Source organism: Streptomyces abikoensis, assembly GCF_014648775.1.
In the GTDB taxonomy this organism is placed as follows: domain Bacteria; phylum Actinomycetota; class Actinomycetes; order Streptomycetales; family Streptomycetaceae; genus Streptomyces; species Streptomyces abikoensis.
Genome location: NZ_BMRT01000002.1, coordinates 607,420 through 631,403, shown reverse-complemented (window position 1 = coordinate 631,403; position 23,984 = coordinate 607,420). Strand labels below are relative to the sequence as shown.

Annotated in this window: 20 protein-coding genes; 12 read left to right on the top strand and 8 right to left on the bottom strand. The window is 75.7% G+C overall.

All coding sequences use genetic code 11. From position 1 onward, the window contains the following. Positions 1-89: 89 nt before the first annotated feature. From IE096_RS09275 to IE096_RS09235, 9 genes are all read left to right on the top strand, one after another. On the top strand, positions 90-2,138 hold the full coding sequence (locus IE096_RS09275) for a proton-conducting transporter transmembrane domain-containing protein (protein WP_189450951.1): 2,049 nt from the start codon (positions 90-92) through the stop codon (positions 2,136-2,138). Beyond that, positions 2,135-3,097, top strand: a complete 963-nt coding sequence (locus IE096_RS09270) for a respiratory chain complex I subunit 1 family protein (protein ID WP_229820070.1) — start codon at positions 2,135-2,137, stop codon at positions 3,095-3,097. Before IE096_RS09275 ends, IE096_RS09270 begins: the two co-directional genes overlap by 4 nt. Positions 3,098-3,103: 6 nt before the next feature. Further along, on the top strand, positions 3,104-3,889 hold the full coding sequence (locus IE096_RS09265; RefSeq protein ID WP_189450496.1) for a hypothetical protein: 786 nt from the start codon (positions 3,104-3,106) through the stop codon (positions 3,887-3,889). Further along, positions 3,886-5,763, top strand: coding sequence for a proton-conducting transporter transmembrane domain-containing protein (locus IE096_RS09260; RefSeq protein ID WP_189450494.1), 1,878 nt, complete (start codon positions 3,886-3,888; stop codon positions 5,761-5,763). Before IE096_RS09265 ends, IE096_RS09260 begins: the two co-directional genes overlap by 4 nt. A 3-nt stretch (positions 5,764-5,766) precedes the next feature. Next, the gene (locus IE096_RS09255) at positions 5,767-7,299 is read left to right on the top strand and encodes a hydrogenase large subunit (protein ID WP_189450492.1); all 1,533 of its coding nucleotides are present in this window, start codon (positions 5,767-5,769) and stop codon (positions 7,297-7,299) included. Between the two features lie 153 nt (positions 7,300-7,452). Beyond that, complete coding sequence (locus IE096_RS09250; protein WP_229820069.1) at positions 7,453-8,394, top strand: serine/threonine dehydratase; 942 nt, start codon at positions 7,453-7,455, stop codon at positions 8,392-8,394. A gap of 118 nt (positions 8,395-8,512) precedes the next feature. After that, positions 8,513-9,010 (top strand): hypothetical protein, encoded by a 498-nt coding sequence (locus tag IE096_RS09245; RefSeq protein WP_189450487.1) that lies wholly within the window; start codon positions 8,513-8,515, stop codon positions 9,008-9,010. After that, entirely contained in the window at positions 9,007-10,878 is a 1,872-nt protein-coding gene (locus IE096_RS09240; protein WP_189450485.1) for a GMC family oxidoreductase, read from the top strand. Before IE096_RS09245 ends, IE096_RS09240 begins: the two co-directional genes overlap by 4 nt. Continuing rightward, positions 10,875-11,999: a ferritin-like domain-containing protein gene (locus IE096_RS09235; protein WP_229820068.1), complete on the top strand. Its 1,125-nt coding sequence runs from the start codon at positions 10,875-10,877 to the stop codon at positions 11,997-11,999. The genes IE096_RS09240 and IE096_RS09235 overlap by 4 nt, the downstream gene beginning before the upstream one ends. Here the strand turns inward: IE096_RS09235 and IE096_RS09230 are convergent. The 4 genes from IE096_RS09230 to IE096_RS09215 form a co-directional block, all read right to left on the bottom strand. Beyond that, positions 11,953-13,326: a DUF6777 domain-containing protein gene (locus IE096_RS09230; protein WP_189451002.1), complete on the bottom strand. Its 1,374-nt coding sequence runs from the start codon at positions 13,324-13,326 to the stop codon at positions 11,953-11,955. The two genes, IE096_RS09235 and IE096_RS09230, sit on opposite strands and share 47 nt — an antisense overlap. A 16-nt stretch (positions 13,327-13,342) precedes the next feature. Beyond that, complete coding sequence (locus tag IE096_RS09225; RefSeq protein ID WP_229820067.1) at positions 13,343-14,818, bottom strand: serine/threonine-protein kinase; 1,476 nt, start codon at positions 14,816-14,818, stop codon at positions 13,343-13,345. Between the two features lie 126 nt (positions 14,819-14,944). Then, complete coding sequence (locus tag IE096_RS09220) at positions 14,945-16,063, bottom strand: alpha/beta hydrolase (protein ID WP_189450483.1); 1,119 nt, start codon at positions 16,061-16,063, stop codon at positions 14,945-14,947. 123 nt (positions 16,064-16,186) lie between these two features. Then, positions 16,187-17,587, bottom strand: coding sequence for a short-chain fatty acyl-CoA regulator family protein (locus IE096_RS09215; RefSeq protein ID WP_189450481.1), 1,401 nt, complete (start codon positions 17,585-17,587; stop codon positions 16,187-16,189). A 238-nt stretch (positions 17,588-17,825) separates the two neighbouring features. Here IE096_RS09215 and IE096_RS09210 point away from each other — a divergent pair, with 238 nt between their 5' ends. Then, positions 17,826-18,731 (top strand): 3-hydroxybutyryl-CoA dehydrogenase, encoded by a 906-nt coding sequence (locus tag IE096_RS09210; RefSeq protein WP_189450479.1) that lies wholly within the window; start codon positions 17,826-17,828, stop codon positions 18,729-18,731. A 4-nt stretch (positions 18,732-18,735) separates the two neighbouring features. On the opposite strand, the gene IE096_RS09205 is transcribed toward IE096_RS09210, so the two are convergent. The 3 genes from IE096_RS09205 to IE096_RS09195 all read right to left on the bottom strand — a co-directional run bounded on the left by IE096_RS09205 (position 18,736) and on the right by IE096_RS09195 (position 21,269). Continuing rightward, positions 18,736-19,320 carry a histidine phosphatase family protein gene (locus IE096_RS09205; protein ID WP_189450476.1) on the bottom strand — a complete coding sequence of 195 codons (585 nt, stop codon included), beginning with the start codon at positions 19,318-19,320 and terminating at the stop codon, positions 18,736-18,738. 78 nt (positions 19,321-19,398) lie between these two features. Next, complete coding sequence (locus IE096_RS09200) at positions 19,399-20,517, bottom strand: glycosyltransferase (protein WP_189450474.1); 1,119 nt, start codon at positions 20,515-20,517, stop codon at positions 19,399-19,401. Further along, positions 20,514-21,269 (bottom strand): DUF2334 domain-containing protein, encoded by a 756-nt coding sequence (locus tag IE096_RS09195; protein ID WP_189450472.1) that lies wholly within the window; start codon positions 21,267-21,269, stop codon positions 20,514-20,516. Before IE096_RS09195 ends, IE096_RS09200 begins: the two co-directional genes overlap by 4 nt. 117 nt (positions 21,270-21,386) lie before the next feature. On the opposite strand from IE096_RS09195, the gene IE096_RS09190 reads away from it, so the two are divergent. Together IE096_RS09190 and IE096_RS09185 are read left to right on the top strand one after the other, a co-directional pair. Beyond that, positions 21,387-21,956 (top strand): SRPBCC family protein, encoded by a 570-nt coding sequence (locus IE096_RS09190; RefSeq protein WP_189450471.1) that lies wholly within the window; start codon positions 21,387-21,389, stop codon positions 21,954-21,956. A 75-nt stretch (positions 21,957-22,031) separates the two neighbouring features. Next, on the top strand, positions 22,032-22,955 hold the full coding sequence (locus tag IE096_RS09185; protein ID WP_229820102.1) for an NADP-dependent oxidoreductase: 924 nt from the start codon (positions 22,032-22,034) through the stop codon (positions 22,953-22,955). Between the two features lie 58 nt (positions 22,956-23,013). Here IE096_RS09185 and IE096_RS09180 read toward each other — a convergent pair whose 3' ends face one another. Beyond that, on the bottom strand, positions 23,014-23,955 hold the full coding sequence (locus IE096_RS09180) for a carbohydrate-binding protein (protein WP_189450466.1): 942 nt from the start codon (positions 23,953-23,955) through the stop codon (positions 23,014-23,016). Between the last annotated feature and the right edge of the window lie 29 nt (positions 23,956-23,984).

Sequence of the window (23,984 nt, the reverse complement as noted above, 5' to 3'; positions counted from 1 at the left end):
AACGGGTGGGCACAAACCGCCCACCGGGCGGCACCCGGCCCCCGGCCTCCAGCCGCCCGCAGCCGGGCCCGGCCGCCGGAAGCGGCGACATGAGCGTCATCGGGCACGCCACCGAGGCGGCGGTCGCCTCTGCCGCCGCCGGCGCCCTGTGCGGGGCGGCGCTGCCGGGCCGGCCCCGCGTCGTCGCGTCGGGCGTCTGCACCGCCGCCACAGGCGCCGCCGGCCTCGCGGCGGGCACCGCCGCCCTGCGCGGCGCGCGCTGGTCGGCCTTCCTGCCCGGCGTCCTGCCGCCCACCGGAGTCCACTTGGCCGTGGACGCGCTGTCCGGCCTGTTCATGGCCGTGGCCGGCGGAGTGATCCTCCCCGTGGCCGTCTACGGCATCGGGTACGCCGCCGGGCACACCGGCCACGGCGCGGCCTCCCGCACCGCCCAGGCCGTGCTGCCGCTCTTCGCCCTCACCCTGCTGCTCGTCCCGGCCGCCGCGTCCGTCTGCTCCTTCCTGCTGCTGTGGGAGCTGATGGCCCTCACCTCCCTGCTGCTGGTCCTGGCCGGGCACCGGAGCGGCCCGCCCGCCGCGCGGGCGGCGGTGCGCGCGGCCGGGCTCTGGTACGGCGTCATGACCCAGCTCGGCTTCCTCCTGCTCCTGGCCGGCACCGCCCTCTTCGCCGCCCGCGCCGGCGGCGAGACGTTCACCGCGCTGCGCGACGGCGCCCACCACCTGCCCTCCGCCGTCCGCGGCACCGTCTTCGTCCTGACCGCCGCCGCGTTCGCGGCCAAGGCGGGCGCGGTGCCGCTGCACCCCTGGCTGCCCCGGGCCCACCCCGAGGCCCCCAGCCACGTCTCGGCGCTGATGAGCACCGCCATGGTCAACCTCGGGATCTACGGACTGGTCCGCACCGGCTTCGACCTGCTGGACGGCGGGCCGCGCTGGTGGTGGCTGGGTGTCCTGGCCACGGGCGCGCTCTCCGCCGCGTACGGCATCCTCCAGGCCGCGATGGCCTCCGACCTCAAGCGGCTGCTCGCCTACTCCACCTCCGAGAACCTCGGCCTCGCCCTCATCGGCGTCGGCGCCGCCGGGCTCTTCGCCGACGCGGGCGGCGGTGCCCCCGCCGCGCTGGCCCTGGCGGCCGCCCTGCTGCACCTCGTCAACCACGCCGCGTTCAAGAGCCTGCTGTTCTGCGCGGCGGGCTCGGTGCTGCGGGCCACGGGCCTGCGCGACCTGGACCGCATGGGGGGCCTGCGCTCCCGGATGCCCGTCACCGCGGGCTTCTTCGCGCTCGCCGCCCTCGGCGCGGCGGCCCTGCCGCCCGGCAACGGCTTCCTCGGCGAGTGGCTCCTGCTCCAGTCCCTCATCCACGGCCTGGCCGTGCCCGGCCTGGTCACCGCCCTCGTGCTGCCCCCGGCCGTCGCCGTGATCGCCCTGTCCGCCGGACTGGCCGCCGCCGTCTTCGTCAAGGCCCTCGGCGTCGCCTTCTTCGCCCGCCCGCGCGGGCGGCGCGCCGCCGAGGCCCGCGAGAGCCCCCCGGCCGTGCTCGCCGGGATGGGCCTCCTCGCGGCCCTCTGCGCCGCCCTCGCGCTCGTCCCCGGCGTCCTCGGCGACGGGCTGTCCGCGGCGGTCGCCGCCACCGGGCTCGCCGACGGCCCGCCGCTGACCGGCGGCCCCCTCGGCGTCCGCCTGGACCGCCTCGCCACCACCCTCTCCCCGCTGTGGGCGGCCTGCGCGCTGACGGCCTGTCTGATCACCGCGGCCGCGCTCGCCCGCCTCCTGGCGCGCCGCCGCCGGCGCGGCAACGCCCGCCTGTGGGACTGCGGCGGAGGCGCGCCGACCGCCCGCATGGCCTACACCGCCACCTCGTTCGCCGAGCCCCTCCAGCGGGTCTTCGACCGGGTGCTGGCGCCCGAACAGGACGTCCGCGTGACGGCCGCCCCCGAATCCGCGTACCTCGTCGAACGGGTACGGTTCCGCCGCCGGGTCCCCGACCGCTTCGAACACCGCCTCTACCGCCCGCTGCTGGAGGCCGTCACCGCCCTCGGGCACGCCTCCCGCCGGCTGGCCACCGGCAGCGTCCACCTCTACCTCGGCTACGGCTTCTGCGGCCTCGTCGCCCTCCTGCTCGTCCTGGCGGCGCGCCCGTGACGGGCCACACCACCGCCGGGGCGGCCGCCATGTGCGCCCAGGTCGTGGCGGTCGTCGCCGGGGCGCCCCTGCTCACCGGGCTGATGCGGCAGGTACGGGCCCGGATGGAGGGCCGGGCCGGGGCGGGCGTCCGCCAGCCGTGGCGGGACCTGCGCAAACTGCTGCGCAAGGAGCCCATCACCCCCACCGGCACCGGACCGGCCTTCCGCGTCGCCCCGGCCCTGCTGGTCGCCACCACCGCCGTGGTGGCCGCGCTGATGCCGCTGGCCAGCACCGCCACCCCCGCCACCGGCCGGTCCGACCTCATCCTCGTCGTCGCGCTGCTCGCCCTGGGCACCGTGGCCCTGGCCCTGGCCGGGCTGGACACCGGTACCGCGTTCGGCGGCATGGGCGCCTCCCGGGAGATGACCGTCGCCGCGCTCGTCGAACCCACCATCCTGCTGGCCGTCTTCGCGCTGTCGCTGCCCGCCGGCTCCACCGACCTGGCCGCCATCGTCTCCGCCGGTCTGCGCGACGCGGACCGGCTCGCCTCCCCGTCCGGGCTGCTGGCCACCGCCGCCCTCGCCCTCGCCGTCCTGGCCGAGACGGGCCGGCTCCCCGTGGACAACCCCACCACCCACCTGGAACTGACGATGGTCCACGAGGCGATGGTCCTGGAGTACGCGGGCCCGGACCTCGCGCTCGTCGAACTCGGCGCCCAGATGCGGCTCGCCGTCCTCCTCGGCCTGCTGGCCACCCTCGCCGCGCCCTGGGGCATCGCCACGACCGCCGCCCCGCTCGCCGTCGCCCTCGCGATCGCGCTGCTGGCCGTCAAGGTCGCGGTCCTGGGCGCCGCCCTCGCGGCCGCCGAGGTGTGCTGGGCCAAGCTCCGGCTGTTCCGCGTCCCCGAACTCCTCGCGGGCTCCCTGCTGCTGGCCCTCCTCGCGGTGACCTCCTCCTACTTCCTGACGGGAGCGTGACGAGCCGTGCCCGGCACCCTCCACGCCCAGCTCCTCGACCTGGTCTGCGGCGCCTTCCTGCTGGCCGCCGTCGTGGTGCTCTGGCTGCGCCAGCTCGCCTCGATCGTCCGGGCGTTCGCCCTCCAGGGCGTGGCCCTCGCCGGGATCGCCGCCCTCCTCGACGGGCACGACAGCCGCTGGGAGCTGCTCGCGGTCGCCGTCGGCATCGGCCTGCTGCGCGCCGGGCTGCTGCCCCTGCTGATGCGGCGTGCCCTGACCGCCGTCGCGACCGGCCCCGCGCCGCTCGCCGGTGACGCGGGCGGGGGTGCGTCCGGGAGCGAGGCCGGGAGCACGGCCGGGAGCGGGGGCAGGGCCGGGGGCACGGGTCACCACTACGCGGAGGACGTGAGCGAGGCCCGCGAGACGCAGCCGCTCGTCAACGTCGCCGCCTCCCTGCTGAGCGCGGCCCTGCTGACCCTCCTCGCCTACGCCGTCGCCAGGCCCCTGGTGGCCCTCCACCCCACGCCCGCCACCCGCGCCCTGCCGGTCGGCCTGGCCGTCGTCCTCATCGGCTTCTTCGTCCTGGTCACCCGGCGGCGCGCCCTGGCCCAGGTGGTCGGCTTCCTGCTGCTCGACAACGGCATCACCGCCACCGCGTTCCTGGCCGCCTCCGGGGTCCCCCTCATCGTCGAGCTCGGCGTGTCCTTCGACGTGCTCCTCGCGGTGCTCGTGCTGGGCATCCTCACCACCCGGATGCGGGCCGCCTTCGGCGGGACCGGCATCGACGACCTGCGGGAGCTCTGCGACCGATGACGACGCACTCCACGACCTGTGTGCTGCTGCTGACCGCGCCGGTGGGGGTGCCGTTCGCGGTGGCGGGCGCGTTCGCCCTGGCGGGGGCGCGGAGACGGCGGGCCGCCGTGGCGGGCACGGCGCGGCCGCCACGGCAGCGCGGGGCGGCACCCCGGCGCGTACGGGTGGGCGCGGGTGCGGTGGCTTCCACCCCCGGCCCGTCCCTTCCCGAGACCGGGGGCTCCGCCCCCGGCCCCCCGGAGCCCGCCGAGGCCCCCGGTCGGCGCGTGCCGCGCACGTCCGGGCCCGGCGGCGACCCCGCCACCGGCATCCTCCCGGGCGCTCCGCCCGGGACGCCGGCGCGGGGGCGCCGACCGGGCCGGACGGCATCCGCACCCCCGGGGCCGGGGCCGGGGCCCGGCCCGCGCCCCCGCCGGTGGCGGCGGGTCCCCGGCCCGGGCCCCGTGGGCCAGGACCCGTCGGGGTCCGGGGCGGCGCCCCGGTCCGGTGAGGAGGCGGGCCGGGGGAGAATCCCACGCGCCGTCACCCCGTGGCTCGCGCTCGTCTCCCCCCTCACCGTCCTCGCCTGCGCCGTCGCGCTCGCCCGGACCGTCACCCGGCACGGGCCCGTCGCCGCGTACGGGCTGCGCGCCGACGCGCTCGGCGTGTGGATGCTGCTGACGGTCGGCGCCGTGGCCGTCCTGGCGTGCGCGGCGTCCGGGCCCGAGGCCCGGACCGCCCGGCGCTACCACGCCCTGGTCCACGCCTTCCTCGGCACGCTCGCCACCGCCGTGCTCGCCGCCAACCTCGGGATCGTCTGGATCGCCATCGAGGCGACCACGATCCTCACCGCCTTCCTGGTCGGCCACCGCCGCACCCGGGCCTCCGTCGAGGCCGCCTGGAAGTACGTGCTGATCTGTTCGGCAGGCATCGCCCTGGCCTTCCTGGGCACCGTGCTCCTCTACTACGCGGCCCGCCGCGCCGGGATCCCCGAGGCGTCGGCGCTGGACTGGCCGGCCCTCGCCGCCCGGGCCGGGGAGCTCGACCCGGCCGTCACCCGGCTGGGCACCGGCCTGGTCGTCCTCGGCTTCGGCGCCAAGGCCGGGCTCGCCCCGCTGCACGCCTGGCTCCCCGACGCCTACGGCCAGGCGCCCGCGCCCGTCTCCGCGCTGATGTCCGGGGTGCTGTCCTCCGTCGCCTTCACCGCCCTGCTGCGCTACAAGGTGATCGCGGACGCCGCCCTCGGCCCCGGCTGGACGCGCACCCTGCTCACCGCGACGGCCCTGCTCACCCTCGCGCTGGCCGCCGCGCTGCTGCTGGCCCAGCGCGACCACCAGCGGATGCTGGCCTATTCGAGCATGGAGCACATGAGCCTGATCGCCCTCGGTGCCGCCGTCGGCGGCCCGCTCGCGGCCTCCGCGATGCTGCTGCACATCACGGGGCACGGCCTGGCCAAGACCGTCGCCTTCCGTGCGGCCGGGCACGTGCTGCGGCTGCGCGACACCAGCCGCATCGGCCGGGTGCGCGGGCTGCTGGCCCAGGCGCCCGGGGCGGGCGCCCTGTTCGCGCTGGCCGTGCTGGCCCTGCTGGGGCTGCCGCCGTTCGGGCTGTTCGCCGCCGAACTGGGGCTCGTACGGGCCGGGTTCGCGGCCGGCATGGGCGCGGTCATGGGCGTCGTCCTGATCCTGCTGCTGGTCGCGTTCGCCGCGCTGGGCGCCCGGGCGGCCCGGATGCTGCTGGGCCCACCGCCCCTGCCGGGCCCGCCCGCGCGGCTGCCCGTCGCGGAGGCGGTCCCGCTGGCCGGCGGGCTGGTGCTGTGCGCGGCCCTCGGCGTGAGCACCGGGCCGCTCACGGGGCTGCTGGCCGACGCCGCGGCGATCGTCGGAGGGCGGTGAGCCATGGAGTCCCCCGACACGGCCACCGGGTCGCGGACCGTCACCGTCACCGACGCCGCCGAACTGCCCGGGCGCTTCGCCGCGCTGCTGCGCGCGGGCCACCGCCTCGCCCTGGTCGCCGCCCACCACGACCCCGCCCACGGCGACCGCGACCGCGCCGTACGGGTCGTCCACCTCTTCGTCTCCGGCCCGCCCGACACCCGCACGGAGCTGCACGTGCGCCTCGACCCCGACGCGCCGGAACTGCCCACGCTGGCCCGGCTGTCCTTCCCCGGGGGACGCTTCGAGCGGGAGATGCGCGACCTGTACGGCATCGTCCCCCGGGACCACCCGCTGCCCCACCGGCTCGTGCGGCACTTCCACTGGCCGCGCGGCTGGTACCCGATGAGCCCGGACGCCGGACCGCCCCCGCCCTTCGCCGAGCCCGAAGGGCCGTACCCCTTCCTGGAGGTCGAGGGCGACGGCGTCTACGAGATCCCGGTCGGGCCGGTGCACGCCGGGCTGATCGAGCCCGGCCACTTCCGGTTCTCCGTGGTCGGGGAGACCATCATCAAGCTGAAGGCCCGGCTGTGGTTCACCCACAAGGGCGTCGAGAAGCTCTTCGAGGGCCGCACCCCCGGGCGCGGGCTGCCGCTGGCCGAGCGCGTCAGCGGCGACACCGCCGTGGGACACGCGCTGGCCTACTGCCTGGCCGTGGAGGAGGCCCTCGACGTCCGCGTCTCCGGCACCGCCCGCCGCGCGCGGGCGCTGCTCCTGGAGCTCGAACGGCTCCACAACCACGTCGCCGACCTGGGCGCGCTGTGCAACGACGTCGGCCACGGCGTGCTCAACGCCCAGGCCCAGCGCGTCCGGGAGGAGCTGCTGAGGCTCAACCGGGAGGTCACCGGGCACCGGCTGCTGCGCGGCGGCGTCGTCCTCGGCGGCGCCGAGCTGCGGTCCGTGCCCCGCCCGGGGCGGCTGCGGGCGCTCGGCGAGGACATCGGCTCGATCGTGGAGCTGGCCCTGGGCCACACCACCGTCCGCGACCGCTTCACGGGCACGGCCCGGCTCACCACTGCGGCCGTCCGGGACCTGGGCTGCCTGGGCTATGTGGCACGGGCCAGCGGCCTGGCCGCCGACGCCCGCCTCGCCCACCCGCTGTGCGACTACGGCCCCGCGCTGCGCGTCCCGGTCCACTCCGGCGGCGACGTGCTGGCCCGGTTCCTGGTCCGGGCGGAGGAGGCCGACACCTCGCTGGCGCTCCTCGAACACCTCGCGGACGGCCTCGCCCCCGGCCGCGCCGTGGCCGTGCCACCGGAGCCGGGCCCGGCGGCCCCCGGCCCCCGCTCGGGCGTGGGGCTCGTCGAGGGCTGGCGGGGCACGATCGCCACCCGCGTCGAGCTCGTCCCGGGCCCGGTGCTGACCCGTGTGAAGATCGTCGACCCGTCGTTCCTCAATTGGCCGGCGCTCCCGGTCGCCCTGGCGGACACGATCGTCCCGGACTTCCCGCTGGCCAACAAGAGCTTCAACCTCTCCTACGCGGGCAACGATCTCTGAACAACGGCCGCTGGGCCCGCGATGACGGCCGCTGAGCCCGCGTCAGACCCCATACCCCGTGAACAGCCGGTGAAAGTAGGGCCGTCCGGCCGGGACGCCAACGGAAACGATCCCGTACCGTGGAGTGATCCGTTCATTCGAAGGAGCAGGGGCGTGTGCGATCTCACCTATGACGACGTCAAGCGGGCTGCCGACCGGCTGGCCGGGCGGACCCGGCCGGTCACCGTCGTCGAGGGCGACGGCGGCGTGTGGCTGGCCCTGGAACACATGCAGCACACCGGCTCCTTCAAGGCGCGCGGCGCCTGCAACTTCCTCGCCGCCCACCGCGAGGCCGGGACGCTGCCCGAGGCCGGCGTGACCATCGCCTCCGGTGGCAACGCCGGGCTGGCCTGCGCGTGGGCCGCCCGGCTCCAGGGGGTGCGGGCCACGGTCTTCCTGCCCGAGAACGCCCCCCACGTCAAGGTCGCCAAGCTGCGCGGCTACGGCGCGGACGTCCGCCTGGTGGGCGCCGAGTACGCCGAGGCGCTGGCGGCCTGTGAGGAGTTCGCCGCGACCACCGGCGCCCTGGCCAGCCACGCCTACGACCACCCGCTGATCGCGGCCGGCGCGGGCACGCTCGTCGACGAGATCCGGGAGCGGGTGCCCGGGCTGGACACCGTGGTCGTGGCGGTCGGCGGCGGCGGGCTGTTCTCCGGTGTCGCCACCGCCGCGCGCCACCACGGCGTGCGGACGGTCGCCGTCGAGCCCGAGGGCTGCCGCGCGCTGAACGCCGCGCTGGAGGCCGGCCGGGTCGTCGACGTGCCCGTCGACTCCGTCGCCGCCGACGCGCTCGGCGCCCGCCGGGCCTCCCGCACCGCCCTGGCCATCGCCCGGGACGCCGACGTGCGCTCCGTGCTGGTGCCCGACACCGCGATCGTCCGCGCCCGCCAGGCCCTCTGGGACGACCGCAGGCTGGCCGTCGAACACGCCGCCGCCACCGCCCTCGCCGCCCTGGCCGGGGGAGCGGACGCCGCGTACGCGCCCGCCGAGGGCGAGCGCGTGGCCGTGGTCGTCTGCGGCGCCAACACCGACCCCAGCGACCTCGTACGACGCTGAGGAACCACGGGTGTGCCCCCGGGCAACGTCCGGGAGCACGAAGGGCGTTCAGCCCTCTTCCGCCCATTGCGGACGCTCCGCTAGAAATGCGGCAGGCGTACCGACGGGGGGAGTACGGATGGACACCCAGCACCCTGCGACAACAGCGCACGAACCACCCGGAGCGCCCCCGGAGTGCGCCGGGTTCGTCGAACTGTCCGTACGCCTCACCGGCTTCGACGAATTCGACCTCCGGGGCACCGGCATGGTCCGGCTGTACCACGACACCACCCTCGAACAGCTGGGCCGGGCGGCCGTGGGCCGCTTCCTCGACGACCTGGCGGCGGCGGGGGGCGACCCCGGGGCCCTCGCCGACGAGGTCTCGCGCGACATCGCCCGGGCCATCACCCACCTGTGGTACCTGGGCGTCTGGCCCTCCCTGGCCCGCGCCACGCACGCGGCGCTCGGCCGCGGGACACCCAACACCGCCTTCGTCGTCTCGCCCGAGGCCTGGACCGAGGGCCTGGCCTGGCGGACCTTCCACGGCCACCCGCCGGGCGCCCGGCCCCCGGGCTTCGGCACCTGGGCCGACCCGCCCCCCGGAACCCCGGACCGCGCGGCGGGGGACGTGGCATGACCGCCGGGGACCGCCACGACGTCATCGTCGTCGGCGCCGGGCTCGCCGGCTCCCTCGTCGCGAAACACCTGGGCGACCGCGGCCGACGCGTCCTCGTCCTGGAGGCCGGCACCCGCACCCTGGACACCTGGCCGGGCCACCTCGACGCCCTGAACACCTACTACGCGGCCCTCGCGAAGGTGCCCAACGCGCCCTACCGGCCCAACGCCGCCGCCCCCTCCCCGGACGTCCTCGACCTGGAGGGCCTGCCGTCCGGCGGCTACCGGGCCCACGGCTACTTCCTCCAGGACGGCCCCCTGCCCTACGCCAGCGACTACCTGCGCGCCTGCGGCGGCACCACCCTCCACTGGATGGGCCTGGTGCCCCGGATGCACCCGGACGACTTCGCCGTGCGCGCCGACTACGGCTACGGACGCGACTGGCCCCTCGGCTACGCCGACCTGGAACCCCACTACCGGGCCGCCGAACACGCCCTGGGCGCCGCCGGGGACGCCGACGAGCAGCGCGAAGCGATCGGCCTGCCCTTCCCGCCCGGCTACGCCTACCCGATGCGCGCGATCCCCCGCAGCCACCTCGACCGGCTCCTCGCCGCCCGCCTCGACGGCGTGCCCCTCCGGGAGACGCCCGACGGACCCGGGACCGTCCTGCGCGTGGTCACCACCCCGCACGCCCGCAACGGCACCCCCGACCCGCGCCACGACCACTACCGTCCCGCGGGCGCCACCGGCCTGCCGAACTACGGCGAGCGGTGCGTCGGCAACGCCTCCTGCGTCCCCATCTGCCCCGTCCAGGCCAAGTACGACGCCCGCAAGACCCAGGCCGCCTGGAGCCACCGGGTCACCCTCCGCGCCCGCGCCGTGGTCAACCGGGTGCTCGTCGCGGGCGACGGGCGCGTCCTCGGCGTCGAGTACCAGCGCTACGACGATCCCGCCGCCCCCGCGCACACCACCCGCACCGCCGAGGCGGACGTCGTCGTCCTCGCCGCCCACGCCGTCGAGAACGCCCGGCTGCTGCTCCTCTCCGGGCTCGCCAACAGCAGCGACCAGGTGGGACGGAACCTGATGGACCATCCCACGCTGCTCACCTGGGGCCTGCTGAACCGTCCCGTCGGCCCGTTCCGGGGCCCCGGCTCCACCTCCGGCCTGGAGTGCTTCCGCACCGGGCCCGCCCGGCGCGCCCGCGCCCCCTTCCGCGTGGAGATCGCCAACTGGGGCTGGAGCTGGCCCACCGGCGCCCCGGCGAGCGACGTCGCCCGCCTCCTCGGCATCGGGGCCGAGCCCGGGGCGCCGCGCGGCGCGGGCCTCTTCGGCACCGCGCTGCGCGAGACGCTGGGCCACGAGGTCGGCCGCCAGCTGTGCCTCCAGTTCGCCATGGAACAGGACGCCGAGAGCCGCAACCGCGTCACCCTCGACCCCCGCCACCGCGACGCGCTCGGCAATCCCCGGCCCGTCCTCACCTACGACCTCTCCGAGCACGTCAAACGCGGCATCGCCGCCGCCAGGGCCGTCTCCGCCCGCCTCTTCGCCCTGCTGGGCGCCGACGACCGGACCGCGTACGCGCCGGGGCCCGCCGCGCCCGGCTGGTACCGCTTCGAAGGGCGCGACTACGTCTTCCAGGGTGCGGGCCACGCGGCCGGCACCCACGTCATGGGGGACTCGCCCGCGACATCCGTGGTCGACCCGTGGCAGCGCTGCTGGGACCACCCCAACCTCTACGCCGTCGGCTGCGGCAGCATGCCCTCCGTCGGCACCTCCAACCCCTCGCTCACCATGGCCGCGCTCGCACTGCGCAGCGCCGAGGCCGTCGACCGCGACCTCGCGGAGCTGCGCCGGCCCCTGGTCGTCCGGCAGCCGGGAGGATCGTCATGACCGCGGCCGCGCCCTTGCGTGCGGTCCTGCCGGAGCCGCCGTTCCGGGTGCCGCGCGACCGCGCGGACCTCCAGATGTTCCTCCAGGCCGCGCTGACGCTGGAACACCTCACCATCCCGCCCTACCTGACCGCCATGCACACCCTGCGGGCGGGCACCAACCGCCCCGCCTTCTTCGTCATCCGGAGCGTGGTGCTGGAGGAGATGCTCCACATGACGCTCGTCGCCAACCTCCTCAACGCGGTCGGCGGCCGGCCCCTCGTGGCCCACTCGCGGTTCGTCAGCGCCTACCCCGCCCGGCTGCCCTTCAGCAGGGACGACGTCACCGTCGCCCTGCGCCACTTCGGCGTCGAGGCGCTGGAGACCTTCCTGGCCGTCGAACGGCCCGCGTACGTGGCCGAGCCGCCCGGCCACCCGTCGGTGCGCGAGGACGACGGCTGGACCTCGGTCGGCCAGTTCTACCGCACCATCCGCGAGGGCGTGCTCCGGCTGGCGGACCGACTCGGCGAACGCGAGCTCTTCCGCGGCGACCCCGCCCGCCAGGTGGGGCCCGGGGACTTCTACAACTCCGGCGGGGAAGTCTTCCCCGTCACGGACCTCGCCTCGGCGCTCACCGCCCTGCGCGTGATCACCGAGCAGGGCGAGGGCGCCGACAGGACCGTCTTCGACTCCGACGACCGGCTGTTCGGCGAGGCCCGGCAGCCCGCGCACTACTTCCGCTTCGAGGAGATCCTCCGGCAGCGCTCCTACGGGCCCCACGACACCCCCGCCACCGGGCCGAGCGGCCCGGCGCTCGCGGTGACCTGGCACGACGTCCACCCCATCGACCCCGCCGCCCGGGCCGCCGACTACCCGCCGGGCGGTGAGGTCCGGCGGGCCGCCGACCGCTTCGACGACGTCTACGCGCTCCTGCTGTGCGTCCTGGAGCGGGCCTTCACCGGCGACCCCGGGGCGCTGCGCCGGACCGTGCCCACCATGCTGGAGCTCCGCGACCTCGCCGGGTGGCTCTGCCGCAACCCCCACCCCGACCCCGAGAAGCGGGCGCGGGGGCTGTTCGCGTCACCCACCTACGAGATCACTGATAGCCGGTTGGCGCGTGCCCGTTCGGAGCCGGCGGGCTGACGGCCGGTGGCGCCGCCGTCCGCTCCGGCGGGACTTCGGTCTTCCGCGCCGGCGGGGCTTCGGTCCTCCGCTCCGGCGGGGCCGCCGTCCTCACGGGCGGGGCCACGGCGGTGGTGTGGACGGGCGGGGGAGCCACGGCCGTCGTGCGCACGGGGGCGGCGGTGGTGGCGTGCGTCGGGACGGTGCCCGGCGTATGGCCGGACGTGGGAGGCGGAGGGGCGAGCGACTTCGGCGGGGTCGTGTGGGTACCGCCGCCGCTGCTGTCGCCGCCGGTCCGTGAGGGGGCCGGGAGCGACGGCCGCTTGGACGGCGTGTGACCGCCGCCGGACGACGGGCTGTGGCTGCCGGTGCCGCCCGTGCCCTTCCCGGACGGGGTGGACGAGTGGGACGGCGTCGACGACGGGCCGTGCCCCGACGCCGAGCCCGAGCCCGAGCCGGAAGGGGAGTCCGAGGGGGAACCCGAGGGCGAGCCCGTACCCGGCTCGGACGGGGAGCCGGAAGCGGAACCGGAAGCGGAACCGGAGGGAGACCCGGATCCCGCGTCCGACGGGGAACCGGACCCGCCGGGCCGCGACTGCGGCGGCAGCGTATACGGCTTTCCGTCGGTCGAGCCGTCGCCCTTGGCCGGCCGGTCGAACGCCTTGTCGGGCTGCCGGACGTCGACGAGCGAGACCGACTTCAGGGGACCCTCCTCGATGGTGCGCGCCTCGATCACGGTGATCTGGGTGACCTCGAAGCGCTCCCACTTGGTCCCGGTGTACGTGGACCCCTTCCGGTCGACGTCCTCCGGTTTGCCCAGCGGATTGCCGCAGTTGCACTTGACCGCCGGGTTCCTGTAGTCGTCCTGAAGGATGGTGACGCCCGCCTGGAGGACGGAGAGGTACGCGACGGTCTTGCCGTCGCCCTGGTAGTTGTGGTTCTCGACCAGGGTGTCCTGGACGAGAGTGATCTCGTTGAGGCCGTTGATGTGATCCTTGATCTTGTCGAAGGCGATGCCCCGCACCTCGGCCCAGGCCTTCCCCTTCACGGGGTCCTGGGTCAGCTGGTCGATCAGCTTGGCCCGGTCGCAGTGGGTCTGGCCCGGGGTTCCGCCGAAGGCCCCCTTGGCGTCGGCGCGGGTGGTGCCTCCCGTCACCGGGACGGCCTTGACCCCCTGGATGTCGGCCCCGGGGGCCTGGACGAACGGCTGCGCCGCCACCACGCCCGCCGCCTCCAGGGCGATCTTCGACGGCTTCCCCCCGTCCGACGAGCAGGCCGTCAGCCCCGCGCCGGCCAGCAGCACGGGCACCGCCAACAGTGAGACGATCCTGGTCCGTTGCACACTCACACCCCCGATAGCGTGACTAACACGACGTCACCCAGCCACCGCCGCACGAGGTCCGGGCGCTGGGAGATGGTTCGTAGGTGAGGGACGGGGTGGGGGAAGGGTTCCCGGACCCGTCGTCGCCCGTCGCCCCGGTGGCCGGGGCCTGGCTCTGCCCGTCCTGGCCGCCGCCAACGCCCTGGGAGACCGGGGCGGTGGGCCCGCCGCCCGGCGTTCCCGCGCCGCCGCCCGCGTCCCGGAAGGCGATCACCCCGGCGGTGCCCCCGGCGACCAGGACCAGCGCGGTGACGGCCGCCACGATCCAGGCGGCCTTCCGCCGCCCGGGGTCCGGCACCGGATCCGGATCCGGGCCCACCGGGTACCCGGGATGGCGCGGATCGCCGTAGCCGGGGCCGACCAGGGGAGTGGCGAGGCCCCCCTGCTGCAGCCCGACCGGCACGGGCGGCGGGGTCGGGGAGCCGACGGGGGAGGGCCCGGCCCAGGGCCTCGGCGTCGGTGACGGCGTGGGCGTCGGCGTGGGAGCGCGGGACGGCGTCGGCGTCGGAGGCGGTGTGGGCGTCGGCGTGAACGGCGGTGGCGTCTCCCGCAGGGGGAGGGGGGACGGGGTCTCCGTCCGGGCGCGCACCGGCTCGTCGAGGGTCGTGGGCACGTACCCCGGCTGTTCCGTCAGCCGGCCGGTGGCGACGGCGTCCAGGAGCTGCTCGGCCTCGGCCGAGCCCATCCGCCGGGCGGGGTCCTTCCGTAGCAGCCCCTCCAGCAGCGGCGTCAGCGGGCCGGCGCGCCGGGGCGGCGCCAGCGGGTCGTCGACCACGGCCCGCAGCGTGCTGAGGGCGTCGCCGCGCCGGAACGGCGACACGCCCTCGACCGCCACGTACAGCAGGGTGCCCAGCGACCAGAGGTCGGAGGGGATGCCGGGGCGCTTGCCCGTCGCCCGCTCCGGGGCGAGGTACTCGGCGGAGCCGATGAGGTCACCGGTGCGGGTGAGGGTGCCCGCGCCCTCGACGAGCGCGATGCCGAAGTCGGTGAGGACGACCCGGCCCCCGGCCTCCAGCAGGACGTTGGCCGGTTTGACGTCGCGGTGGAGCACCCCCACGGCGTGGGCGGCGCGCAGCGCCTGGAGCACCAGGGCGCCGATGCGGGCGGCTTCCTTGGGCGTCAGCACGCCCTCCTGGCGGAGGACGGCGTCCAGGGACTGCCCGCGCACCAGCTCCATCACGATCCAGGGACGGCCCTCCTGCTCCACCACGTCGTGCACGGTGATGACGTTGGGGTGACTGACCCGGGCGGCCGCGCGGGCCTCCTGTTTCAGCCGGGCGTAGAGGACGCGTACGTCGTCGGCGCTCATCCGCTCCGGGGCCTGGACCTCCTTCGCGGCCACCTCGCGGTCCAGCACCTCGTCCATGGCCAGCCAGACGACGCCCATGCCGCCCCGGCCGAGCTGCTCCATGAGCCGGTAGCGCCCGGCCAGCAGTGGTTTGCGGCGTTCCGTGTCCATATGCCGTACGCCCCTTCCCCCCGCGTACGGCGTACGGAGCCGTGCGCTTTCGGGCCACACTGGCTGGGACGTGGCGCCGACCGATACCGTTCCCCTCCGCTGGTGAAGGCCGTGTGCGCGCGGGCGTCAGCGGCGGGTGGCGAGTTCCTTGTCGAGCCAGCGGAACACCACGGGGTACTCCTCGCGCCAGGTGACGAAGTTGTGGCCGCCCTCCTCGCGCACCAGCTTCTCCACCTTGGTGGGCGGCTTGGCCTTCCCGGCGAACTTCTGCATCTGCGCGTAGTACTTCTCCTCGCCCTTCTCGCTGGCGGCCAGGAGCAGGGAGACCGGCGGCGGGGGCATGTGCTCCAGGCGCCACGTCAGGTCGGACTCGTTCTTGACCTGCTTGTTGCCGGCGTAGAGGTCGCCGGTGTCACGGTCCTCGCGGGCGAAGAGGTCGGTGGACAGGCCGGCGGCGGCCCCGTACCGGTAGGGGGCGGTCATGGCCATCTTCAACGCGCAGTAGCCGCCGGTGGAGTTGCCCACCGCGCCCCAGCCACCACGGGTGTTGTCCACGCGGTAGACGTCGTTGACGGCGATGGGGACGTCCTGGTTGAAGAAGGTCAGCGCCTGCGGACCGCCGGGCACGTCCGTGCAGTTGGTGTCGCGGTCCGCCACCACCGAGGGGCGCAGCATCAGCACGATCGTCGGCTTCATCTGTCCCGTCATCACGGCCTTGGAGGCGGCCTGGGGGACCTTGGCCTTGGTGATGAGGTTGATGGACTGGCCGGGCTGCCCGGTGATCGACACGATCACGGGGAAGGTGTCCTTCTCGTGCCCCTTCTGGAAGTACTGGGGCGGCAGATAGGCGAAGCCGTCCATGCTCAGCCCGGTCACCGGGCCGTTGATCTCGATCCGGTCCACCTGTCCGGCCTTCTCCTTGGGGCCGAGGCCGACGGGCTCCTGGCCCTTGACCGTCAGGGCCGGCGGCCGCTTGCCGTTCCCCGAACCGGCCCGCACGGCCTGCTTGCGGGAGTTCTGGCCGAGGAGTTCCTTCCAGGTGGAGTAGAAGCCGAATTCGTTGTTCGCCGCGACGAGCAGCACGGACAGGACGCAGAGCTGGACGAGCACGAGCATCCCGAGGCGGGAGGCGAACGCCAGGGGCCCCTTCTTCGCGGCCCGCGGCCACAGCCACAGGACCAGCGCGGTCACCGCGACGGCTATGACCACCAGGGTCAGCAGGAAGGTCTGGGACGTAAGGCCCACGGTTGTCGCTCCTCTTCACGGGGGGTCTCCTGGAGAGAGGGCAAACGACGGGACGCGGTTTCCTGAAAGAGGGCCTTTTTCATCCTATAGCCGTACCAGAAACCTCGCGCTCCGGTTCGTTCGTCAGGGCTCCACCGGGTACGGCACGAAGGTCGTGCGGTTCTCGTCGACGGCCAGGCGGCGGCCCAGCGGCGGCACGGCCCGCTGGGGGCAGTCCAGCCGCTCGCAGACCCGGCAGCCCATGCCGATGGGCGTCGCGGCCGACGCGTCGGCCAGGTCGAGGCCGGCGGAGTAGACCAGCCGGTGGGCGTGCCGGATCTCGCAGCCCAGGCCGATGGCGAAGGTCTTGCGGGGCTCGTGCCAGCCGCCCCGGGAGCGGGTGACCGTGCGGGCCGTCCACAGATAGCGCCGGCCGTCCGGCATCGCGGCCATCTGCACATGGACCCGCCCGGGCGAGGCGAAGGCCTCGTAGACGTTCCACAGCGGGCAGGTGCCCCCACCCCGGGAGAAGTGGAAGCCGGTGGCGGACTGCCGCTTGGAGAGGTTGCCCGCCCGGTCGACGCGGACGAACGAGAACGGCACGCCACGTGCCCCCGGCCGCTGGAGGGTGGACAGCCGGTGGCAGACGGTCTCGTAGCCGACCCCGAAGTGGTCGGCGAGGCGCTCGACGTCGTAGTGGGTCTCCTCGGCGGAGGCGTGGAAGACGGCGTACGGCAGGATCAGCGCGGCGGCGAAGTAGTTGGCGATGCCGATCCGGGCGGGCGTCCAGGCGGGGGAGTCCTCCGTGAAGTCCTCGGCCGCCTGCCGGGAGAGCTCCTGCCCGTACTCCAGCAGCGCCAGTTGCGTCGCCATCCGGAAGGCCTGCTGGCCGGGGCGGAGCCGGGGCGAGTAGTGCAGCACCCGGGCGGCCGGGTCGTAGCGGTGCTGCTGCTCGGCGTCGGCGACCAGCCGGACACCGTGGCGTTCGGCGAGCCGCGCCGCCAGCGCCCGGCGGACCTCGCCGCGCCGCAGCCCGATCCCGGCCGCCAGGCCCTCGGCGGCCGTGTCCAGGTCGTGGAGGTAGTTCTGGCGCCGGTAGAAGAACTCCCGCACCTCGTCGTACGGGGTGCGGCCCAGGACGGCGGCCTCGTCCGGCCCCCGGTCCCCGGCGAGTTCGGCGACCCGTTCGGTGAGCGCGCGGTTGCGGCGGTCGAGGTCGAGCAGGACCCGGGCCACCGTCGGCAGCCGCTGGGCGAGCTCGCTCAGCTCGGCGGGGGAGACCCGGCCGCCCTCCGGCCCGTCCGCGAGCGCCTCCCGCAGGTCCGCCAGGAGCCGGGAGGTGTCCCGCTCGGCGAAGAAGCCGGGATCCACGCCGAACGCCTCGGTCAGCCGCAGCAGCACGGGTACGGTCAGCGGCCGGGCGTCGTGCTCCATCTGATTGAGGTAGCTCGGCGAGACGGCCAGCCGCCGGGCCAACTCGGCCTGGCTGAGCCCCCGTTCCTCGCGCAGCCGGCGTAATCGGGCGCCGGCGTAGGTCCTGCCCATGCCCGCGAGCGTAGTGGGGTTGGCAACGTTCGCAAAGCGGCCGTGGATTCTTCGCGGAAATCGGCACGCGGCCAGCGTCGACGGACGTGTCGTGCCGGTGGGACGCTCGTCGCACGGCCGGCCCGGCCCTGAGGGGGGCCGGGCCGACGGCCTTCGCGGGCGTTCCGTTTCTTCGCAAGGCTTCGCACGCCTTCGCCCGTCTTCACGCGCTTCGGAGACCTCACCCCCGGGAGGGGACATGCAGCAGGCGGAATCCGACACCCCGATCAGCCGTGTCGGCCCGATCAGCCGTGTCGGCGTCGTCGGTGGCGGGCGGATGGGGGCGGGCATCGCCGAGGTGTGCGCCCGCGCCGGGCTCGACACGGTCGTCCGGGAAGTCGACGCCACGGCCGCGCGCGCCGCGCGCGAGCGGATCGCCCGCTCGCTCGACCGGGCCGTCGCCCGGGGCAGGGCGACGGCGGACGAGCGCGACGCCGTCCTCGCCCGGATCGTCCTCACCACCGACCTCGACGACATGGCCGACCGGCAGCTCGTCGTCGAGGCCGTGGTGGAGGACGCCGACGTCAAGGCGGACGTCTTCGCCGGCCTCGACAAGATCGTCGAGGATCCGGCGGCCGTCCTGGCCACCAACACCTCGTCCGTCCCCGTGATGCGGCTGGGCATGGCCACCACGCGGGCGGACCGCGTCATCGGCCTCCACTTCTTCAACCCCGCGCCGGTCATGCCGCTCGTCGAGGTCGTCACCTCGCTCCACACGGGCGCCGACGCCCTGCGCGCGGCGGAGGAGTTCGTCACCGCGACGCTGGGTCGCCGGGTCATCCACTCCCGGGACCGGGCCGGCTTCGTCGTCAACGCGCTGCTCGTCCCGTACCTCCTCTCCGCGATCCGCATGGCCGAGTCCGGCTTCGCCGCCGCCCGTGACATCGACACGGGCATGGAACTCGGCTGCGCCCACCCCATGGGCCCGCTCGCCCTGGCCGACCTCATCGGCCTCGACACGGTCCTGTCGATCGCCGAGTCGCTCTACGAGGAATTCCGCGAACCGCTGTACGTGGCGCCGCCGTTGCTGCGGCGCATGGTGGAGGCGGGGCTGCTGGGCCGCAAGACGGGACGGGGGTTCCACCCGTACCCGTACCGGGCCTGACCTGCTACGGCGTGGTGGACCCCAGGGCCTCCCCGCACCGCAGGTTCCACCGCCCCGCCCGGCCGCTGAGCGCGGTCAGCGTCAACGGCTGTACGTCCAGCCGCCAGAACGTCTCCGGGGGCAGCGCGAGCGCGTGCACGACCGCCGCCCGGATCACGGCGGGTTCGGCGACGACCAGCACCCGGCCGTCGCCGTCCCCGAGCCCGTCGAGCCAGGCGCCGACCCGGCCGACGAGCGCGAGCACCGACTCGCCGCCGTGCGGCGCGGCCCCGGGATCCCCCAGCCACGCGGCCACGGCCTCCGGCTCGGCGACGGCCACCTCGTCGAGGCCCAGGCCCCGCCACCGGCCGACATCCAGGTCCGCGAGCCCGGCGACGGGCTCCGGCTCCGGGAAGAGCCCCAGGGCGGCGGCCGTCTCGCGGCAGCGACGGGAGGGCGCCGTGAACCGCCGGGACGCCCGCGGCACGGCCCCGGCGACCGCGCGGGCGCGCGCGATGCCGTGCTCGTCGAGCGCCGAGCCGTCGTCGAACCGGGCCGCGCGGAGGGCGGGGCCGGTGGCGGGGGAGAGGAACATGGCGCGCACGGTCATGGGGCGACATTGTGCCTGAGGCCGGTTCCTTCGCGACGGGGGCGGGTGAGGCCGAGAGCTCGGCCGCATCGGCGGAGATTACGGATCAGGGAAACTTCGTTCACCCGCACGTGTGTGCACCGCCAGCATCCCCCGTACCGTGCGCTCCCACGGGAACTGCTCCGCCCGTTTCCGTGCCGCCGTGCGGCGGCGGGGTTCGGGGACGGAGAGCAGGTCGAGCACCGCGTCCGCCGTGGCCTCCGGTGTGGTGGGGGTGGCCAGGCCCGCGTCGGGGGCGAGGAGTTCGGGGGACGCGCCGGTGTTCGCCGTGACGGCGGGGGTGCCGCAGGCCAGGGCCTCCAGGACCGAGAGGCCGAATGACTCCACCGGGCAGGGGGCCAGCGCCACGTCCGCCCGCGCGAGCGCGCGGGCCACGGCGCGGCGGTCGGCCACATGGCCGTGGAAGCGCACCGGCAACCCCGCCTCGTACGCCCGCCGTTCCAGGCGGCCGCGCTCCGGGCCGGTGCCCAGGACGTCCAGCCGGGCCGGGACGCCGCGACGCAGCAGCACGCGCAAGGTTTCCAGGGGCAGACGGGGGAGTTTCTCCGCCGACAGGCGGCCCGCGTACACCAGGTGAGCCACCGTTCCGGGGACGGCCTCCGACGGCGCGAAGACGTCCAGGTCGACGCCGAGCGGCACCCGGTACAGCGCCGGGGCCGCCACGCGCGTGAACTCCGCGCAGGAGAAGGCGGATGTCGCCACCACGGCGTCGAACGCCCCGGCCAGGCGGCGGTTCCAGGTGTCGGCCGGAAGCCCCAGGGGCAGCCGGGCCGGCAGCCGGGGCGCCAGGATGGCGTCCAGGCGTTCGTGGGAGAGCAGCACCGCCCGTATGCCCCGCGCGCGGGCCCAGCGCGCGGCGTGGACGAGGGTGAGCTTGTCGGACACCTCGACGCAATCCGGTGTCAGGCGCTCCAGGAGCGCCCTCAGCGCGCGCAGTGCCGCCGGGGCGCAGATCAGCCGGTAGCCGCCGCCCACCGGCACGCCGGGCAGGACGACCCGGAGCCCGGCGGCGTCGCGCCACGCCGCGTACCGGGGGCCCGGGGTGATCAGGACCCGTTCGTGGCCCGCCGCCGCGTAGCCCCGGCCGAGCGCGTCCAGCGCGGTCCGCAGGCCGCCGGAGGCCGGGCCGTGGAAGTTGGCGAGCTGGACGATCCTCACGCGTCGTCGTCCCCCGGGCGCCGCAGGGCGCGCACCAGGCCGGCGTACGTCCAGGGGCGGGCCCCCGCCGCGAGGGCGAGGTCGACCGCCTCCAGGGCGAGTTCGCGCAGGCCCGGCCGGTCCAGGTCGGCCGGGTGGAGGGCGATGCGGAAGGGCCTGCCGCGCCCGGACCACCGCCCGGCCGCCGCCCGCATCAGACGGGCGCCGGCCCGCTCCCCGAGGCCGCCCGGCCGGTGGGAGAGCGCCGGCATCCGGTGCCGGGCGCCGGTGCGCAGGTCGTGCACCGCCAAGTGGCTGGTGGTGTACTCCAGGCCCACCGCGCGCAGGGCCGCGAACGAGCCCGGCGAGGCGAGCCAGCCCGGTGGGGTGAAGCCCTCCGGGGCGATCCCCACGGAGGCGAGGGCGGCCAGTCCGGCCGAGAGCCGGCGGTGGGCCTCCACCTCGTCCAGCGCGCAGAACTCCGCGCAGCCGCGCGCCAGCAGGGAGTTCAGCCATCGCCGCGCGGGCGGGCCGCCGGGCACGGCCCGGTGGGTGCAGCCGTGGAGGGAGAGCTCGTGCCCGCGCCGGGCCGCCTCGTGGAGCCAGCGCACCAGGGCGGGGTCGTCCGGCAGCCGGGGCCCGCGCCAGGCGCCCGGCACGAGCAGCAGCGTCGCCGGCACCCCCCGCGCGTCCAGCTCGGCCAGCCACCGGCGGCTGCGCGAGAAGCTCCAGGGGGCGACGTCGTGCACCGAGACCACGAAGACCGCTGTCACCCTCCCAGGATCCTCCGGCCGGTGTGACGTGCGCCGTACGTCCGGGTGAACACCCCCTTCCGGGTGCAGACTGTTGTTCGACAAGGTGTCACGCACCCGGCAGCTTCAGGAGATCGCATGCGTTACGCGGACGGGCCCGGCGTCCACGACGAGGTCCACATCGGCGCGGCTCCGGCCGAGGTCTGGAGACTGGTGGCCGACATCGGCCTGCCCGCCCGGATCAGCACCGAACTCCAGCGCGTCGAGTGGCTGGACGGCGCCACGGGGCCGGCGCTCGGCGCGGCCTTCGAGGGCCACAACCGCCACCCCGTGGTCGGCGAGTGGCGGACCGTCTCGCACATCGTCGCCCTGGAGCCCGAGCGGCTGTTCGGCTGGGCGGTCACGGACCCGGACAACCGGTTCGGGGGCGGCCCCGCAGATCCCGCCTTCCCCCTCGCCACCTGGAAGTTCGAGCTCCGGCCCGAGGACGGGGGGACGCTGCTGCGGCAGTCGGTGCGCGTCGGGCCGGCGCCCTCCGGGCTCAGCGTCGCGATCAGCCGCATGCCGGACCGCGAGGAGCAGATCCTCGCCATGCGCCTGGGTGAGCTGCGGGAGGGCATCCGGGCCACCCTGGAGGGCGTCAAGCGGCTCGCGGAGGAGCCGGCCCGGGAGGCGACCGCAGGGGCCGGGTCCGGGTCCGGGGCGTAGGGCGAAATCGGGGGGAGGACGGCCAGCCTGGTACGGAAAATCCTGATTTTCGATGATGGTGATTCCATGACCAAGATCAAGGCCATCTCCTTCAGCTCCTTCGGCCCCGCCGAAGTGCTCCGGCTCGGCGACGCCGACCTGCCCGCCCCCGGGCCCGGGCAGGTCCGGATCGCCGTCCGCTGCGCGGGCGTCAACCCGCTCGACCACAAGATCCGCAGTGGCGCCATGGAAGCGGTCTTCCCCACCGAACTGCCGCACGTCCCCGGTGTGGAGGCGTCCGGGGTGGTGGAGGCGGTCGGCGAGGGCGTCACGGAGGTGTGCGCGGGGGACGCCGTCCTGGGCCGCACGCTCACCGGCGCCTACGCCGACGCGGCCCTGGCCCGGGCGGACCAGCTGGTGGTCAAGCCCCTCTCGCTGCCCTGGGAGGAGGCCGCGGCCCTGCCGGTGGCCGCCGAGACGGCGCTGCGGAGCCTCAACGAGCTGGGCGTGGGCGCGGGGGAGACGCTGCTGGTCCACGGCGCGGCCGGCGGGGTCGGCACCCTGGTCGTGCAGTTCGCCCGCGCGCGGGACGTCCGGGTGATCGGCACGGCGAGCGAGTTCAACCACGAGTACCTGAGGGGGCTGGGCGCCCTCCCCGTCGCCTACGGGGAGGGCCTCGCCGGCCGGGTGCGGGGGATCGCCCCCGAGGGAGTGGACGCGGCGCTGGACGCGGTGGGCAAGGGCGACGCGGTCGGGGTGTCGGTGGAGGTGACCGGCGACCCCGGCCGGGTGCTGTCCATCGCCGACGCGGAGGGCGCCCGGCGCCACGGCGCGCGCTTCAGCTCGGGCGGCACGGGAACGGGCACGGTGCCCGCGATCGAGGCCGCCCTCGCCCTCCACGAGGCGGGGATCCTCCAGTTGCCGATCCACCGCGTCTATCCGCTGGCGGAGGCCGCCGAGGCGCACCGCGCCAGCGAGCACGGGCACCTCACCGGGAAGATCGTCATCGCGGTGGCCTGAGCGGCCCGGGCCGGCCGTGGCCCGGGCCGCCGTGGCCCGGTCGCTCGTCCGGCGCTCGTCACCGCCGCACGGTCCAGTGGTCGTTGGCCCCGGCCTCGACGAACCGCAGCGGCGGGCAGAGGAACGCGCTGCCGTCGGGCCGGTCCTCCGTCCACGGAGCGTCCGCCGGGCTCGCGGGCTTCCACGCCCCGTTCGCGCGCAACTGAATGGCGCTGCTGTCGAAGACGGTGTTCCGCGCCTCGGTGCAGTAGTGGCCCACGCCGGTGGCGGGGTCGACGCTCGCGTAGATCTCGAACATGTCCCAGCCGTGGGCCAGGCCGCTCTGATCAGTGCCGGACTGCTGGTAGAGCAGGTTCCAGCTGCGCGTCCGCACGTTGTAGAGGTACGAGGACCAGCGGTTGCCGCTCGCCGCGTCCCGTACCAGCTGCACGCTGTAGCTCCGGCCGCCGCCGGTGCCGGTGGTGTACGTCGCGAGGAAGTCCGCGTCGACGGTCAGCACCTTCGCCGGCCCGCCCTTGCCGCACCAGTCCCAGGCCCAGATCTCGTCACCGCTGTTCCAGTACGCCGTGACGATCTCCATGCAGGAGTTCTGGGCCTTGGTGGTGGGCGCGTAGGTGAAGTCGTCGGCGCTGGACACCTTGTAGGAGGGGTCGACGGTGTGGGTGGCCGTGATGCCGTCGTGCGAGCCGGGCCGGGGGAAGATCCCCCACCAGTTGTGGGTGACGTCGGCCGCGGGCCGGCCGGTGGCGGTCGGCGGGTGGTGCGCCCACGTGCCGGCCCTGGCCCGGCGGCCGTTCTCGAACGCGCGGACGGCGCGGTCGCGGCCGGCGGAACCGCCGGGGGCGCGGTCGGGCGTACGGGCGCCGGTGACCACGCCCCGGTGCGGGGCGTCGGGGTCGGGCGCGGTGGCACCGGTCGCACCGGTGGCGGGTGCGGTGGCGCCGAGGGCGGCCAGGACGGTGAGCAGGGCCGCGACGAGGGGGGTCCGGTGTCTGTTCACATGAACTCCAGCAGGGACGGGGGGTGGGA

What these genes read in the sequence shown, in the direction of transcription:
- IE096_RS09275 (WP_189450951.1), top strand. Translation starts at nt 90, where the DNA reads ATGAGCGTCATCGGGCACGCCACCGAGGCGGCGGTCGCCTCTGCCGCC.
- IE096_RS09260 (WP_189450494.1), top strand. Translation starts at nt 3,886, where the DNA reads ATGACGACGCACTCCACGACCTGTGTGCTGCTGCTGACCGCGCCGGTG.
- IE096_RS09255 (WP_189450492.1), top strand. Translation starts at nt 5,767, where the DNA reads ATGGAGTCCCCCGACACGGCCACCGGGTCGCGGACCGTCACCGTCACC.
- IE096_RS09245 (WP_189450487.1), top strand. Translation starts at nt 8,513, where the DNA reads ATGGACACCCAGCACCCTGCGACAACAGCGCACGAACCACCCGGAGCG.
- IE096_RS09240 (WP_189450485.1), top strand. Translation starts at nt 9,007, where the DNA reads ATGACCGCCGGGGACCGCCACGACGTCATCGTCGTCGGCGCCGGGCTC.
- IE096_RS09235 (WP_229820068.1), top strand. Translation starts at nt 10,875, where the DNA reads ATGACCGCGGCCGCGCCCTTGCGTGCGGTCCTGCCGGAGCCGCCGTTC.
- IE096_RS09225 (WP_229820067.1), bottom strand. Translation starts at nt 14,818, where the DNA reads ATGGACACGGAACGCCGCAAACCACTGCTGGCCGGGCGCTACCGGCTC.
- IE096_RS09215 (WP_189450481.1), bottom strand. Translation starts at nt 17,587, where the DNA reads ATGGGCAGGACCTACGCCGGCGCCCGATTACGCCGGCTGCGCGAGGAA.
- IE096_RS09210 (WP_189450479.1), top strand. Translation starts at nt 17,826, where the DNA reads ATGCAGCAGGCGGAATCCGACACCCCGATCAGCCGTGTCGGCCCGATC.
- IE096_RS09205 (WP_189450476.1), bottom strand. Translation starts at nt 19,320, where the DNA reads ATGACCGTGCGCGCCATGTTCCTCTCCCCCGCCACCGGCCCCGCCCTC.
- IE096_RS09190 (WP_189450471.1), top strand. Translation starts at nt 21,387, where the DNA reads ATGCGTTACGCGGACGGGCCCGGCGTCCACGACGAGGTCCACATCGGC.